Source organism: Vibrio sp. A37 (assembly GCF_059777565.1).
In genome coordinates this window covers 39,952-54,459 of record NZ_JBLNLI010000019.1, presented here as the reverse complement: position 1 = coordinate 54,459, position 14,508 = coordinate 39,952, and the positions used below count along the sequence as shown (strand labels likewise).

Annotated in this window: 14 protein-coding genes and 1 riboswitch; of the genes, 10 read left to right on the top strand and 4 right to left on the bottom strand. The window is 40.6% G+C overall.

The window, feature by feature from the left end; genetic code table 11:
- Nucleotides 1–104: 104 nt before the first annotated feature.
- Nucleotides 105–950, bottom strand: coding sequence for a cysteine hydrolase family protein (locus ACM2FC_RS20535; protein ID WP_498482906.1), 846 nt, complete (start codon nt 948–950; stop codon nt 105–107).
- 329 nt (nt 951–1,279) lie between these two features.
- Between ACM2FC_RS20535 and crcB the strand changes: the two genes are divergently transcribed.
- The 7 genes from crcB (at nt 1,280) to thiH (ending at nt 8,050) form a co-directional block, all read left to right on the top strand.
- A complete protein-coding gene (crcB, locus tag ACM2FC_RS20530) occupies nt 1,280–1,663 on the top strand; it encodes a fluoride efflux transporter CrcB (protein WP_498482905.1) in 384 nt (127 codons plus the stop codon).
- Nucleotides 1,664–1,719: 56 nt separating this feature from the next.
- Nucleotides 1,720–1,818: riboswitch (TPP riboswitch) on the top strand.
- Between the two features lie 116 nt (nt 1,819–1,934).
- Nucleotides 1,935–3,884, top strand: coding sequence for a phosphomethylpyrimidine synthase ThiC (gene thiC, locus ACM2FC_RS20525; RefSeq protein WP_498482904.1), 1,950 nt, complete (start codon nt 1,935–1,937; stop codon nt 3,882–3,884).
- 3 nt (nt 3,885–3,887) lie between these two features.
- On the top strand, nt 3,888–5,171 hold the full coding sequence (locus tag ACM2FC_RS20520) for a thiamine phosphate synthase (protein WP_498482903.1): 1,284 nt from the start codon (nt 3,888–3,890) through the stop codon (nt 5,169–5,171).
- Nucleotides 5,171–5,923: a HesA/MoeB/ThiF family protein gene (locus tag ACM2FC_RS20515; protein WP_498482902.1), complete on the top strand. Its 753-nt coding sequence runs from the start codon at nt 5,171–5,173 to the stop codon at nt 5,921–5,923. The genes ACM2FC_RS20520 and ACM2FC_RS20515 overlap by 1 nt, the downstream gene beginning before the upstream one ends.
- A 23-nt stretch (nt 5,924–5,946) precedes the next feature.
- Entirely contained in the window at nt 5,947–6,156 is a 210-nt protein-coding gene (thiS, locus tag ACM2FC_RS20510; protein WP_498482901.1) for a sulfur carrier protein ThiS, read from the top strand.
- Between the two features lie 8 nt (nt 6,157–6,164).
- Nucleotides 6,165–6,929: a thiazole synthase gene (locus ACM2FC_RS20505; protein ID WP_498482900.1), complete on the top strand. Its 765-nt coding sequence runs from the start codon at nt 6,165–6,167 to the stop codon at nt 6,927–6,929.
- Between the two features lie 8 nt (nt 6,930–6,937).
- Nucleotides 6,938–8,050, top strand: coding sequence for a 2-iminoacetate synthase ThiH (gene thiH, locus ACM2FC_RS20500; RefSeq protein ID WP_498482899.1), 1,113 nt, complete (start codon nt 6,938–6,940; stop codon nt 8,048–8,050).
- A gap of 67 nt (nt 8,051–8,117) precedes the next feature.
- Here thiH and ACM2FC_RS20495 read toward each other — a convergent pair whose 3' ends face one another.
- Nucleotides 8,118–9,905: an aminopeptidase P family protein gene (locus ACM2FC_RS20495; RefSeq protein ID WP_498482898.1), complete on the bottom strand. Its 1,788-nt coding sequence runs from the start codon at nt 9,903–9,905 to the stop codon at nt 8,118–8,120.
- Between the two features lie 76 nt (nt 9,906–9,981).
- Nucleotides 9,982–10,953, bottom strand: a complete 972-nt coding sequence (locus tag ACM2FC_RS20490; RefSeq protein WP_498482897.1) for a LysR family transcriptional regulator — start codon at nt 10,951–10,953, stop codon at nt 9,982–9,984.
- Nucleotides 10,954–11,055: 102 nt separating this feature from the next.
- Between ACM2FC_RS20490 and ACM2FC_RS20485 the strand changes: the two genes are divergently transcribed.
- Both ACM2FC_RS20485 and tsrA read left to right on the top strand, forming a co-directional pair.
- On the top strand, nt 11,056–12,237 hold the full coding sequence (locus ACM2FC_RS20485) for a multidrug effflux MFS transporter (protein ID WP_498482896.1): 1,182 nt from the start codon (nt 11,056–11,058) through the stop codon (nt 12,235–12,237).
- A 207-nt stretch (nt 12,238–12,444) separates the two neighbouring features.
- Complete coding sequence (tsrA, locus tag ACM2FC_RS20480) at nt 12,445–12,726, top strand: H-NS-like global regulator TsrA (protein ID WP_498482895.1); 282 nt, start codon at nt 12,445–12,447, stop codon at nt 12,724–12,726.
- A gap of 103 nt (nt 12,727–12,829) precedes the next feature.
- Here tsrA and asnC read toward each other — a convergent pair whose 3' ends face one another.
- Entirely contained in the window at nt 12,830–13,294 is a 465-nt protein-coding gene (asnC, locus tag ACM2FC_RS20475; RefSeq protein ID WP_498482894.1) for a transcriptional regulator AsnC, read from the bottom strand.
- A gap of 340 nt (nt 13,295–13,634) precedes the next feature.
- Between asnC and ACM2FC_RS20470 the strand changes: the two genes are divergently transcribed.
- Nucleotides 13,635–14,411: a class I SAM-dependent methyltransferase gene (locus ACM2FC_RS20470; protein WP_498482893.1), complete on the top strand. Its 777-nt coding sequence runs from the start codon at nt 13,635–13,637 to the stop codon at nt 14,409–14,411.
- The last annotated feature ends 97 nt before the right edge of the window (nt 14,412–14,508 follow it).

Here is a 14,508-nt window from a genome sequence, read left to right as displayed (position 1 = left end):
GGCCTGTCACGCCGGGGGTCGCGGGTTCGAGTCCCGTCCACTCCGCCATTTATACTAAGCCTTAGTCGAAAGACTAGGGCTTTTTTGTGTTTGTAGGATACAAACTACCTTTCGAAGTTATCTTTAGATGGAGCTTTCGAAGAAGCAAACTTATTAAAACTCTTCATCGACATAAGCTGTACACCTTGTCTTTGCATTGCAACAAGACCACCAACATACACTTGAGTCATTGCTTCTGGCACTGCTCCTACTCTGTAATGTAGATCGGTAGCACCATATTGAGTGCCTCGAATACAATTTGGAAACGTCATACCCACAAAAACAACACTGTTAATATCTTTCGACTGCAAAAAGTCATTTAAGCTACTTCTGTCAAATCCATTGTAATGCGGTTTATAGATGACATATTCATTTGGCCCAATTTTCTGTACACCAAGGTTAAGAAGCAACTTATAATCCAGTTTCGTACCCTTAGGAGCCGTACTATCCACGAGTTCTGATCCCCATGTACCAGGAATGGCCATACTAAACATGCCTTGCTGCATTTGCCATTTTCTTGCCATATCAGCATCACTCCCATCTGGATAATACATTCTGACTATATGGATAATTAACGATCCGCTTTTTCTCCAAGTATCTATTGTTTTCGTTATATTTGGCACTACAGTGGCAATATCTGTTTCTGGAGCTGACCCTTTAGGGCTTCCCCAGTCATTTTGCGTATCAATGACTAGTAGAGCTGTATGTTGTCTATCTAATTTAGTGTCCGGTGTAACAAGATTATGTTTGAGTAAAAGGTTAAATTTATTTAGATGCCCTACTGTCCAGGGCGTTTTTGAATAAAAATTTTGATCGTAAAAACTAGCACTAGTATTACTAAAATTTGCAAATGCAGTAAACGAACAAAAACTCATCATGACTGATAAAAGACATAAGATCTGCTTTTTCATTTTTATCTACCTCTACATAAAGGAACATATGCTATGAACGTACTCCGAATGGAGTACTTAATATGCTATATGACTTAAAATATTTATGTGTAGATAATGAGACAAATTGTTTATATATTCAGTCAATACTCATTTGGTTGCATTGTTGAGCTAGTAAAAGTGACATATGTAACTTTTTAAATATCTAACGCTCTTTGCTGTTATCTACTTATGACGTATTTGTCCTGAATACCTAATTATTCACTTGAGGAATATTAAAAAATACTTTGATTGCTCGCTTTATCACCAATTTTCGTTAAAATACCCCAATTATTTTTGAGGGGGTATTTATGAATCAGTTTTATATATTAGGTTATATAGCGATCGGTGGTGCATTTGGTGCTTGTTCTCGTTACCTAATTTCAGAGTGGTGCGCAGCACTATTGGGTAAAGGGTTTCCATACGGCACATTAACTGTAAACATTGCTGGCTCATTTATTATGGGGCTACTCGCCGCAGCGTTGCAAAGTGAATTGATTTCTAATGATCCGTGGCGACAAATCATTGGGCTTGGCTTTTTGGGCGCATTGACGACTTTTTCTACTTTCTCTATGGATAACGTAACACTGCTTCAGCAAGGTGCGATGTTCAAGATGGGCTTGAATGTTGTGCTAAACGTTGTATTTAGTATTTCTGCTGCTTGGGTAGGCTTCCAACTTATCTCTCGTACATAATCTTGCTTTATATTGCGATGAACATGTTGTGAATCTCAATTAATTTCATATAATGAACCTACTTGTCGGAGTGCCACAAGGCTGAGACCGTTAACTCGGGATCCGTTGAACCTGATCAGGCTAATACCTGCGAAGGGAACAAGAGAAAAATAACTAGAACAAAACTAGTTTATCTTACCTGTTTATCCTTCTGATTAATAAGGATAATTCCTCTTGTAGCACCCTTCCGTCAAGCATTTTTATTTATAAAAACACCGCAAGGAAAAATGCTATGTCGAGTCGCAAACAATCTAGGCTAGAAGCTCAACAGTTTATCGAATCTCTGTCTGTAGAACCTTACCCGAACTCTAGTAAGGTATATATAGAAGGTTCTCGTGAGGACATTAAAGTTCCAATGCGAGAGATTACACTTTCAGATAGCCTAATTGGTGGAACAAAAGACGAACCAATATTCGAGCCTAATGAGCCAGTACATGTTTATGACACGTCAGGTTTATACACCGACCCAGAGTATACGATAGATCTTTATAAAGGCCTTCCTAAGCATAGAGAAGAATGGATTGAAGAACGCGGTGATACAGAGATCCTTGAAGGTGTTAGCTCTGCTTATACTCAAGAGCGTTTAGAAGATGAAACGTTAGATGATGTTCGTGGTGTTGAACTCCCTCGTGTACGCCGTGCGAAGGAAGGCAAATGTGTAACTCAGCTTCACTATGCTCGCAAAGGCATTATTACTCCTGAGATGGAATACATTGCTATTCGTGAGAATATGGGGCGTCAGCAATATAAAGATGCACAGCTTAATTTCCAGCATCCAGGTGAAAACTTTGGTGCTAACTTACCAAAAGAAATCACTCCAGAGTTTGTAAGAAAAGAAGTTGCCGAAGGCCGTGCAATTATCCCTTCGAATATTAACCACCCAGAATCCGAACCGATGATTATCGGGCGTAACTTCTTAGTTAAGGTCAATGCGAATATCGGTAACTCATCCGTTAGCTCTTCTATAGAGGAGGAAGTAGAGAAGCTAGTTTGGTCTACTCGTTGGGGTGGAGATACGGTTATGGATCTATCTACTGGCCGTAACATCCACGAAACTCGTGAGCGTATCTTACGTAATAGTCCAGTCCCAATTGGTACTGTACCAATGTATCAAGCTCTTGAAAAAGTGAACGGCATTGCTGAAAACTTAACTTGGGAAGTGATGCGCGATACGTTAATCGAACAAGCAGAGCAAGGTGTAGACTACTTTACTATTCACGCTGGCTTGCTGCTACGTTATGTTCCAATGACTGCTAAACGTGTGACTGGCATCGTGTCTCGTGGCGGATCAATCATAGCGAAATGGTGTTTAGCTCATCATAAAGAAAGTTTCCTTTACACGAACTTCCGTGAAATTTGCGAGATTTGCGCTAAGTACGACATCGCATTGTCGCTAGGTGATGGGCTACGCCCTGGCTCGATTGCTGATGCAAACGATGAAGCACAGTTCTCAGAACTACGAACACTTGGTGAATTGACCAAAGTTGCTTGGGAGTACGATGTCCAAGTAATGATTGAAGGCCCAGGGCATGTTCCTCTTCATATGATTAAAGAGAATATGGATGAGCAGCTAGAACACTGTCATGAAGCGCCATTCTATACTTTAGGCCCACTGACGACTGATATTGCACCAGGTTATGATCATATTACTTCTGGAATAGGCGCTTCTGTCATAGGTTGGTTTGGTTGTGCCATGCTATGCTATGTAACACCAAAAGAACATTTGGGCTTGCCTAACAAGCAAGATGTAAAAACTGGTATCATCACATATAAGTTAGCAGCGCATGCTGCCGATTTAGCTAAGGGCCATCCTGGTGCTCAAATTCGCGATAATGCGCTGTCAAAAGCTCGATTCGAGTTCCGTTGGGAAGATCAATTTAATCTATCTTTAGACCCAGAAACCGCTAAGTCTTATCATGACGAAACGCTTCCTCAAGAATCAGGAAAAGTAGCTCACTTCTGTTCAATGTGCGGGCCAAAGTTCTGTTCGATGAAGATCTCTCATGAAGTACGTGATTATGCCAAACAAAATGGCACTAGCATTGGTGACGATATGCTAGAGATAAAAATGGTAGATGACCCGCTCGAAGGTATGAGACAAAAATCCAAAGAGTTTTTAGAGTCAGGGGCCGAGCTTTACCATCCTGCGTCTACAAAATCAGAAGCGGCTTTAGAGGACTAACCTTTGAGAGTTCTTATCCCATCGCACGTTCCAGAGCTGAAGGATGAGATAAAGCACTGTTTAACCCTTGCTCGAGAGCAAGGGTTTCAGACGGATGATATCGATCTGGGGTTCAGTTCCATTCAGCACGTTACTATTGAACAAGCACACTCTGATGTTTTTGTTGGAGCAGACTTTATCGGCTCATTAGATAGCGACATGCAGTGTGATTTTTTTCTACTTTACTCTTCCAGTTTAGATATCAAGACTGCTTTCAAGCTTGACGACGAACGTAAAGGCTCCAACATTTTTGTTGGTCTTAAGCATGAAGAATATAGTTATGATATTTGGTGTAGTAACGAAGGTTCTCGAGCAATACGTCGGCTATCTTGTGTAGCGAAAGCTGATATTGCTATCTGTAATCGAGTGCATTTTTGTTGTGTTATATCTGCTCTCGCGCTAAACCACTGTATTGATGATGCCTTGTTGCTAGCAAATACATTTTCTAATGTTTCACGTGAAACATGGCCATTATCCTATCGCCAGTTTCCTGAAATAGTCATGGAGAATGAAGAGCTTGGTATCGATGGTGGTTTGATACAACTAGACGATTCGCATGCATTTCGCACTGTAGACAAAGAAGCTTTTAAGCTTTATCCAATTGTAGATGATATTGATTGGCTGAAACTAGTTTTGGAGCAAGGTGTAGAAACTGTCCAGTTTCGGGTCAAAGGACTTTCAAGCAGCGATACTGAGGTAGCCATAAAGCAAGCAGTTGACATTGGTAAGCGCTACAAAGCTCAGCTATTTATCAATGATTACTGGCAGCTAGCAATTAAGTATAACGCTTATGGTGTGCACCTCGGGCAAGAGGACCTGCTGGAAGCTTCTATACATGAGATAGCAAATAATGGGTTAGCTTTAGGAGTTTCCACACACGGATATTATGAGCTTTTACACGCTGTAAAGATAAATCCTAGTTACATTGCATTTGGTCAGGTATATATAACAAAGACAAAAAATGTCGTGTCCTATCCTTTGGGCGTAACTAAGCTAAAGCTTTATCAGGATCTTATTAAATCAATTCAATTGCAAGAATCTAACTTTGGCGCTATACACAACATTGCGACCGTGGCGATAGGTGGAATCAATGTAAGCAATGCACCCTTTGTATGGAATTGTGGTGTAGATTCTATTGCTCTGATTAGCGCTATCACTAAATCTGACGCTCCGTCAGAAATAATCCAAAAACTTCAAAATATCACACAGAAAAGAATTCACACTTTATCTAAAGAATTGGAGGTCTGATGCTGTCAGATGATCTCTTTACTCGCTATCAAAGGCAAATTTCTCTTAAAGAAATAGGAGAGGTAGGTCAGTCAAAGCTATCAAGCGGGCATGTACTCATTATTGGCTGTGGTGGATTAGGTTGTTCAGTTGGGCTTTATTTGGCAGGAGCAGGAGTAGGTAAGCTTGTTATCAGCGATGATGATTGCGTGGAAGCATCGAACTTACACCGGCAGATTGCCTATAAAACGGTTGATACAGGTACTGCTAAAACTGAAGCGCTAAAAAAGCAATTGCAAGAATTAAATCCAAATACAGCAATCAGAACGATAGCAAAGCGCATGGAAGAGAGCCAGCTAAGCTTGGAAGTGATGTTAGCGGATGTAGTTGTCGATTGTACCGATAATTTTAGTTCAAGACAGATGATAAACCGTGCGTGTTATAAAGCACATAAACCGCTTATAAGTGGTGCTTCTATCGGATGGAAAGGGCAGTTTGCAGTGTTTGATTACACAAATGAAGGTGGATGCTATCGATGCTTGTATCCTTTTGACAAGCAGCCTAGCGTTAAAAACTGTTCTTCTGAGGGGGTCATTGGTCCTGTTGTTGGCACAATCGGTAACCTTCAAGCAATAGCTGTGATTCAAAAACTCGCTACAGACGAATTTATACTCGAGTCTAACACAATTCATTTATTTGATGGTTTTCAAATGCAGTGGCAGAAACTGCCTATTCCAAAAGATACGTGTTGTGAGGTGTGTGGCACCGTTTAAAACCAAAGATTTAGGAGTGATGCATGAGCGTCATAAACGTCACTATTAATAATCAAAAGAAACAAATTAGCCAAAGTTCGAATTTGCAAAACATTATTCATGATTTCGAACTTCCTAGTGAAGGGACAGTATTTACAGTAAATAATCAGATTGTCCCTAAAGGACATTGGGTAAAAACATTATTGTCGGAAGGCGATGTTATTTCTCTATTTCAAGCGATTGCGGGAGGGTAGGTAAAGTCATGTTAAAAATTGCAGGTACGGAATTTGAGTCAAGGTTGTTAACGGGAACTGGTAAGTTTTCGAATAGCGAAACAATGATTAATGCTATATCTAGCTCTGGCTCGCAAATGGCTACTATGGCGCTAAAGCGTGTCGAGTTAGAGAAAAAAGATGATGATATCTTGCAGCCACTGTTGGCCAATAATATAAAACTTTTACCCAATACATCTGGAGCTAAAACAGCAAAAGACGCGGTATTTGCAGCACATTTAGCTCGTGAAGCTTTAGGTACAGAGTGGGTTAAATTGGAAATACACCCAGACCCTAGATATTTGCTACCGGATCCGATTGAAACATTCGAGGCTGCTGAGCAATTGGTTAAAGACGGTTTTATCGTCCTGCCATATTGCCATGCAGATCCAGTGTTATGCAAACGTCTAGAAGATGTCGGCTGTGCAGCTGTAATGCCGCTTGGAGCACCGATTGGCTCAAATAAAGGCCTAAAGACAGAGGACTTTCTAAAAATCATCATCGAGCAGGCTAATGTTCCAGTAGTCATTGATGCAGGAATTGGTGCACCTTCTCATGCTGCTTTTGCAATGGAACTCGGAGCAGATGCCGTTCTTGTAAACACAGCAATCGCAGCCGCTAATAATCCTGTATTAATGGCGAAAGCATTTAAGAATGCGGTTGAAAGTGGTCGCTTGGCGTATGAAGCTGGATTAGCGAATGTTGTTTCTCAAGCTGTTGCATCTAGCCCCCTTACATCATTTCTTGATGAGTGAGTCGTTCAATGAGTTTTCATGAGACTTTTAACAATATCAACTGGGACCATACGCACCTTTCTATCTATTCCAAAACATCAAAAGATGTGGAGCGTGCTTTAAGCAAAGAATCAATCGGATTAGAAGATTTTAAAGCTTTGATTTCTCCTGCTGCAGAACCCTATCTAGAGCAACTGGCACAAAAATCTTTTTCTCTAACTAGACAAAGGTTTGGGAATACGATTTCTTTGTACGTTCCTCTCTATCTTTCGAACCTATGTTCTAATGCTTGTACTTATTGCGGATTTTCTATGGAAAACAAAATAAAACGCAAAACACTAAGTGAAGATGAAATAGCGTTAGAACTGAAAGCCATTAAAGCTATGAAGTTTGATAGTATTTTGCTTGTCACCGGAGAGCACGAAACAAAAGTTGGTATGGAGTACTTTAGAAAATCCTTACCGCTTATAAAGAAGTCGTTCAGCTATTTGGCGATGGAAGTTCAACCACTTGAACAAGTAGAGTATGAAGAATTAAAGTCGTTAGGCTTGGATGCTGTGATGGTTTACCAAGAAACTTATCATCCATCTACTTACGCTAAACACCATTTACGTGGAAAAAAGCAAGACTTTGAGTTTCGCCTAGATACAGCTGATAGATTGGCAAAAGCTGGGATAGATAAAATCGGAATAGGCGCATTGATTGGTTTAGAGGACTGGAGAACAGACTGCTATTTTGCTGCTAGCCATTTAGACTACTTGCAGCGAACGTATTGGAAATCTCGTTATTCAATATCATTTCCAAGGTTGCGTCCATGTGAGGGAGGATTACAGCCGAAATCCGTAATGACGGACAAACAGCTCGTCCAATTGATTTGTGCATACCGTTTGCTTAGTCCAGAGGTCGAGCTTTCACTCTCTACCCGAGAGTCAGAAACTTTTCGCGATAACGTACTTCCACTAGGTGTAACGCACATGTCTGCAGCGTCTAAAACTCAACCTGGAGGGTACGCGAATGATCAGGAAGAGCTAGAGCAGTTTGAAATTTCTGATGAAAGAAGTGCCATGGAAGTTGAATCTATGATCCGTAAAAAAGGTTTTGCGCCAGTGTGGAAAGATTGGCATATAGCTTACTCAGGTTAAACAATGTTTCACGTGAAACATCAAAGCGGCCCTCTAAGCCGCTTTTGTTTTATCAACTAGATATAAATTAATGAGATAAAGGTTGAGTTGCGGACCTGAGCCAATCTTTCGCTTCGCCTTCGACTAGAGGACTTAAATCCTCCCAAACTTTTTGGTGATATTCGTTTAGCCAAGCAAGTTCAGGCTTGGTCAAAAGATTAACGTTTATGTTGCGTTTGTCGATAGGACATCTTGTCAGAGACTCAAATGCTAGAACAGAGAAGTCTCCATCGGTCTCTTTTTCTACTACTAACTCTAAGTTTTCAATTCGAATGCCGTATCCATCTGCTTTGTAATAGCCTGGTTCATTTGATAGAACCATACCTGCTTCAAGTGGTACGTTAATCTGCCTTTTAGAAATACTCTGCGGGCCTTCGTGTACACTTAAGAAGTGACCGACGCCATGGCCAGTGCCATGGTCATAGTCGTACCCTTCAGCCCACAAATGATGTCGAGCCAATGTATCAATCTGATAGCCACAGGTACCTTTCGGAAAGCGTGCTCGCGCGACAGAAATGTGACCTTTAAGTACCAAAGTAAATTGCTTAATCATCTCGTCGCTCGGTTTACCGATCGCGATGGTACGAGTGATGTCTGTTGTGCCATCTTTATATTGTCCACCCGAATCAACCAAATACAAGGAATTGAATTCAAGTTGAGAAGGGGTTTCTTGGTTTTCATGATTATAGTGACACATTGCGGCGTTTGAACCCGTTGCCGAAATCGTGTCAAAGCTTAAATCAACCAAACTAGAGTCCTGGCGTCTAAAGCTTTCAAGTTGATCTGACAGGGTTGCTTCTGTATGGCTAACTTGTTGTTCTACCTGCTTATCAAGCCAAGAAAGAAACTTAACCATTGCGACGCCATCTTTTATATGACTCGATTTCATTCCAGCAATTTCTGCTTGGTTTTTAGCGGCCTTTGGTAGAGCACACGGGTCGCTCGCTGTAATAGTCGTAGCGTTGCAATCCTCAAGCGTAATGGTAAGCCAAGCGTTACTTGTTGACGGGTCAATAAGTACTTTCTTGTTCGCTAGTGTTTGAAGCTGATTTTCAAACTGATCAGGACTATAAACTTCTACGTTAGCGCCGACATGCACTTCAAACTCAGCTGGAAGACGTGACGAGTCGATAAAGAACTGTACGCGACCATCGCTAAAGATAATAGCTTGTGACAACAGAACAGGGAGTCTTGATACATCTGTACCGCGAACGTTTAGTAGCCAACAAACAGAATCTAATGCGGTGATTACGGCACAATCTGCCTCTTTGTCAGCAATTAAGTTTCCAATGTTAACTCTCTTGTCATAAGAGCATGCTCCGGCTGTCTTGGAGTCCATAAGGTGAGCTGTTGATACAACGGGTGCAGGTCTGTCTGACCAAAGGGTGTCTACTGGGTTTTCTGTTTCCGCCACGAGATCGAATTTAGCTGATAGAGATTCTAATGCTCGTTCATACCACGAAAAAGAATGCATACGTGGATCAAAAGCTATTCTAGATTTAACAGTAAGATTAGATAGAATCCATTTGACAGGAGGCTCATCAATTAAATGACAATACTGGAAAGTTTCTTCTGAAACCTGATTTCTTACTTGAACCGTGTATCTGCCATCGACAAATATCGCAGCTGAAGTCTGAGTTATGATAGCTGCACCAGCAGACCCGGTAAAACCAGTGAGCCAATGAAGGCGTTCATTGTGAGCGGGAATATATTCTCCTAAATACTCATCTTCATGAGGGACAATAACAGCTTCATAGTTGTGTTTTTGTAGCCAAGAACGTACTGCCTGGACTTTAGAGGAAACCGATTCAAGCATTAAAAATTCCTTATTGTTAGAGCGATCTAATTCCTACTGAATATTCTTAGAATGGGGTAGGTAGATGATGATAACGCTACTCCTTTTCATCAGCCAACGCAATCGTTCTAAAGTGCAACGTTTTCTCATCAATAATATTACGTAGCCAGGTAAGAGCGGGATCGTTCGATCGCTCGCGATGCCAAAATAGGGTGTAGGCTATAGGGGGAAATTCTAGTGGGAGTGGAAGTACAGTCAAATTCATTTGTTCAGCGACTAGCTCGATAAAATGGCAAGGTGCGGTAAATACGAAATCCGTATAGGTACACAAATTGGCGGCGCTGTTGAAGTCTGGTACAGATATAGCAATATCTCTTTCTTTGCCCATATCCGCCAAACGATAGTCCAACAGCCAACGATTGTTTCCATCACAGCGAACTTGAACGTGCCTTAGTGATAAATAACTATCTAGATCCCAATGACCATGACTTAAGATAGGGTGATTTTTACGCACGACACAAGATATTGGATCACGATAAATTTCTAGTTCAGATATGTCACTAGGTGTCATCATAGTGAGCTTTGCGTCATTAATATCAATGTCTTTTCCAGTAATACCTAAATCGAGATCGCCTTCTTGTAATTGTTTAAATGTACGATCAGTCCAAGGATGAGTTTCTATCGTCAAGTTTGGGGCTTGTAGAAATACATTCGGTAAAAAATGAGAAAAAATAAGAGGGTAGACGCTTTCTACAGTTGCGATATTAAAGCGATGTTTACTGGAATCTGGTGTGAAGATTTCAGGCTCTACCAGCAGTTCAAGGTGATTAACTATCGACTCAATTTTTGGCTTAATGTAAAGGCTTTTGGGCGTGGGTTTAAGCCCATGAGACGTTCTAATAAATAAAGGGTCATCAAACTGACTACGTAACTTCATTAAAGATTTGCTGACTGCTGATTGACTTAAATTGAGCCGATGAGCGGCCCTAGTAACACTCTGCTCTTCAAGTAAAACGCTAAAACAAACCAGTAGGTTCAAATCAAGGCGAGACAGCTTTTGAATATTCATCTGATTTTCCAAATAGGAATATTGATAATGATTATATGTCATTACAATTCATATCCCAAATCAGTTAGAATTTGCTGCACATATCTTTGACTGGAGGTAAAAATGACAACGAGTGCAAGCAAAGGGCAAGTTATGATGCTGATTTTATTAGTGTTATTTAGTCCGTTGGCGATTGATATATATTTACCTGCTTTACCCAACATTGCGGGTGAGCTAGATGTCCCTACCTATGTTGCTCAAGATACAATAACGTGGTTCATGTTTTCTATGGGCGTTGGTCAGCTGTTTGCTGGGCCACTTGCAGACAAATTTGGTCGCAAGACAATCGCTGTTACAGGTGTCGTTATTTACGGATTTAGCGCTTGGTTAGCATATTTAGCACAGTCCATTGAGTGGCTACTATTGGCGAGGCTTTTACAAGGCTTCGGAGCTTGCTCAACGTCAGTTGCTGCATTTGCGTCAGTTAGAGATCTGTTCGGTCCGAGTCGAAGTGGAAAAATGATTAGCTATCTAAACGGGGCTATATGCTTTATACCTGCCTTAGCTCCTATTCTTGGTAGTTGGCTAACCATGCATTTTGGTTGGCGCAGCAATTTTGCCTTAATGGCGAGCTTTGCCGTTTTAGTTGGTTTACTTGTGCTTCTCTCAATGAAAGAGACAAATAGAACTAAACAGAAGCACAATGTATTTAATATCGAACGGTATTGGTCAGTTTTAAAACAGCCATCTTTTCTGTTTCACTCTACCATGTGCTTGCTCGCCATGGCGGCGATATTGGCATATGTGACATCTGCGCCCGTCATTCTTATGGAGCAACAGGGGTTGACGATGACGCAGTTTACCATGTGGTTTAGTATCAATGCGGTCGTCAATATTATTGCATGCATGGTGGCGCCTAAAATTATGGATAGAATAGGTACGCATAAATGCCTAGTTATCGGCTCACTATTATTGATTGTTGCGGGCGCCAGCATGTACTTACTGTCTAACTTACATGTAGCATTGGCATTTATGTTTCCAGTGTTTGTATCTTCTGTTGGTTGTTCATTAATCCTTGGCTCTGGGGCAGGAGAGGCACTATCGGCGTTTGGAGATAAAGCTGGCACGGCAGCAGCACTACTGGGTTTATTTCAAATGAGTGGATCTGGTGTCATTGTCAGCTGGGTACAAAAGCTAAGTTTTATGCCTCAAGTTATAGTCGCTATCCAGATGCTTTTTGTCGTACCCGCATTTGTAATTTTGTTGACTAAAACTTATCGGCGATGGCAATTAGAGGCTGTTTAATTAGTGAATGCGAACTCAATAATTGCTGTTTGTATGATTTAGGTAGGGTCAAAATTCCAAAAACGTATAGTGGTTTATATCTCGAGCTGTTTAGAATTGAAGCAATTAAATATTAAAGTTTAAATATTGTAAAAACAGGTGTATATTTATATTTGATCTATTCAACTAATCTTTTTCCTATATATATCCACTGGAAGCTATACACTAATGACGATGACCACCTATGAAATGGCACGCGTTCTGGAGCAATTAGAAGAATCTCCAGAGAAAATTATGTTTGGTAAGTTATTAAATGAACTTGGCAACCAAAGTGGCGAGCGAATTCAAAGCGCAGCGAAGCAGGTTCCAATTCATTTATTGCGCGATATTGTATTTCAATTTCAGCAAGTTATTGAAGCTCGTAAAGACGAGCAAGTGGAAGTGTTAGCTAAGCAGCTAGCAGAACAGGGTATTTCTGCTGAAGAACTTGAGAAATACTTAAACCGTTAAGTTTTTATAAAATATCTTACTGTATCAGGCTTTTATTAATAATAGGAGCCTTGTTTGTTATGCGTTTATACTCATGAATATACTTGGGCGTAGCTCCGATATATTATGGGTTTACATTACGACTAATTGGATTTTGAAGAGAGATTAATGTTTCAGTTGATTGAACTTCATCGATGGCTTGAAGCTTATTTATTAGCACCCCTTGCAAATCTTCAATTGAGCGACACATTAATTTGACAAAAATATTATATGCCCCCGTTGTATAGTAGGCTTCAACGACTTCTTCCAAAGCATCTAGCTTTTCTAATGCCGATTGATAATCTCGCGCTGCATTTAAGTTAATTCCTATAAAGCAGCACACATCATAGCCTAGCTTCTTTGTATCAACGATAACCTCTGTTCCTTGAATAATTTGAGCGGCTTTCATTTTCTCTATACGTACGTGAATGGTTGCTGGGCTAACGTTAAAGTGCTTTGCCATTTCAGCATAAGGAGTGCGAGCATCTTCCATTAAAGTTTTAAGTATGGCTTTATCTAGCTCATCAGTTTTGGACATGCTGGCAGACATATAGACTCCTTTAGCAGTAATAGGTTGAATTCAGTTTGTTAGTTTATATGTTCAATAGTGTATATGGGTATAAGCTGCATCTTGGAAGTAATAGCAAGATCAATTCCGTTGACACCTAGTTAAAGAGATTCGCATACACGATAAACTATACGACAAGTCATTAAAATAATAGAAAGGGAGAATCAAGAAAATTACCTTGCTATTAGAGGTATTGACTTTATCTGCTAGAGAACTCACTGATATAAAAATACACAGCTTTAGTGTGTAGTGACTAAATTAGTCTATAAGGCAAATTTCCGATACACTTTGCGAAAATTATCAGCAAGTCGTTGGAGTGATAGTGAATATTAAGCTGATTCCTGAGCCTAGTAGGCAAGCTTATTTAAATACATACGCCGAAAAATTTGGCTTGGTTGCTAATGATGAGGCGGTATTTGCTTTGGTTGATACAGGCATCCATATTGAGCTACGCAAACTGGATGAACCTAAGCTTGGCCCTATCTACGTTGACTTTATCGGAGGCGCTGTTGCGCATAGACGAAGGTTTGGTGGGGGTAAGGGGCAGGACATCGCTAAAGCCGTAGGGATCAGCAAAGGCGCTTTACCATTAATCCTCGACGGAACAGCGGGTTTGGGGCGTGACTCATTTGTTTTTGCTTCGTTAGGTTCTCGAGTGCATATGGTAGAACGCCACCCTGTGGTTGCAACTCTCCTTGCTGATGGGCTAGCGCGAGCAAAACAAGATGAAGAGATTGGTGAATGGGTTAGACAAAGAATGTCATTTTCTTTTTCTCCTAGTCAAAAATTACTAGTAGAAAGCAAGGGTATCGGCGACGAAGTGAGACCCGATGTTGTTTATCTTGATCCAATGTATCCGCACCCAGAGAATAAAAAAGGTTCGGCTTTAGTAAAGAAAGAAATGCGTGTATTCCAAGGACTTGTGGGGGAGGATAATGACGCCGATAATTTACTTGAGCCAGCACTAGAAATCGCTCAGAAGCGAGTCGTTGTTAAGCGTCCAAACTACGCTCCTTGGTTATGCGAACAAAAGCCGACGATGACTTTTAAAATGAAAAAGAATCGATTTGATGTTTATGTCATATCATCAATGACTTAGACCACATCTTTTGTAATGAAAATGATTTAACAGTTGCTAAGCTAAAGTTCACGTTGTATATCTAATTACGAATCATTTTTATTCCTGTCTGGAGCTG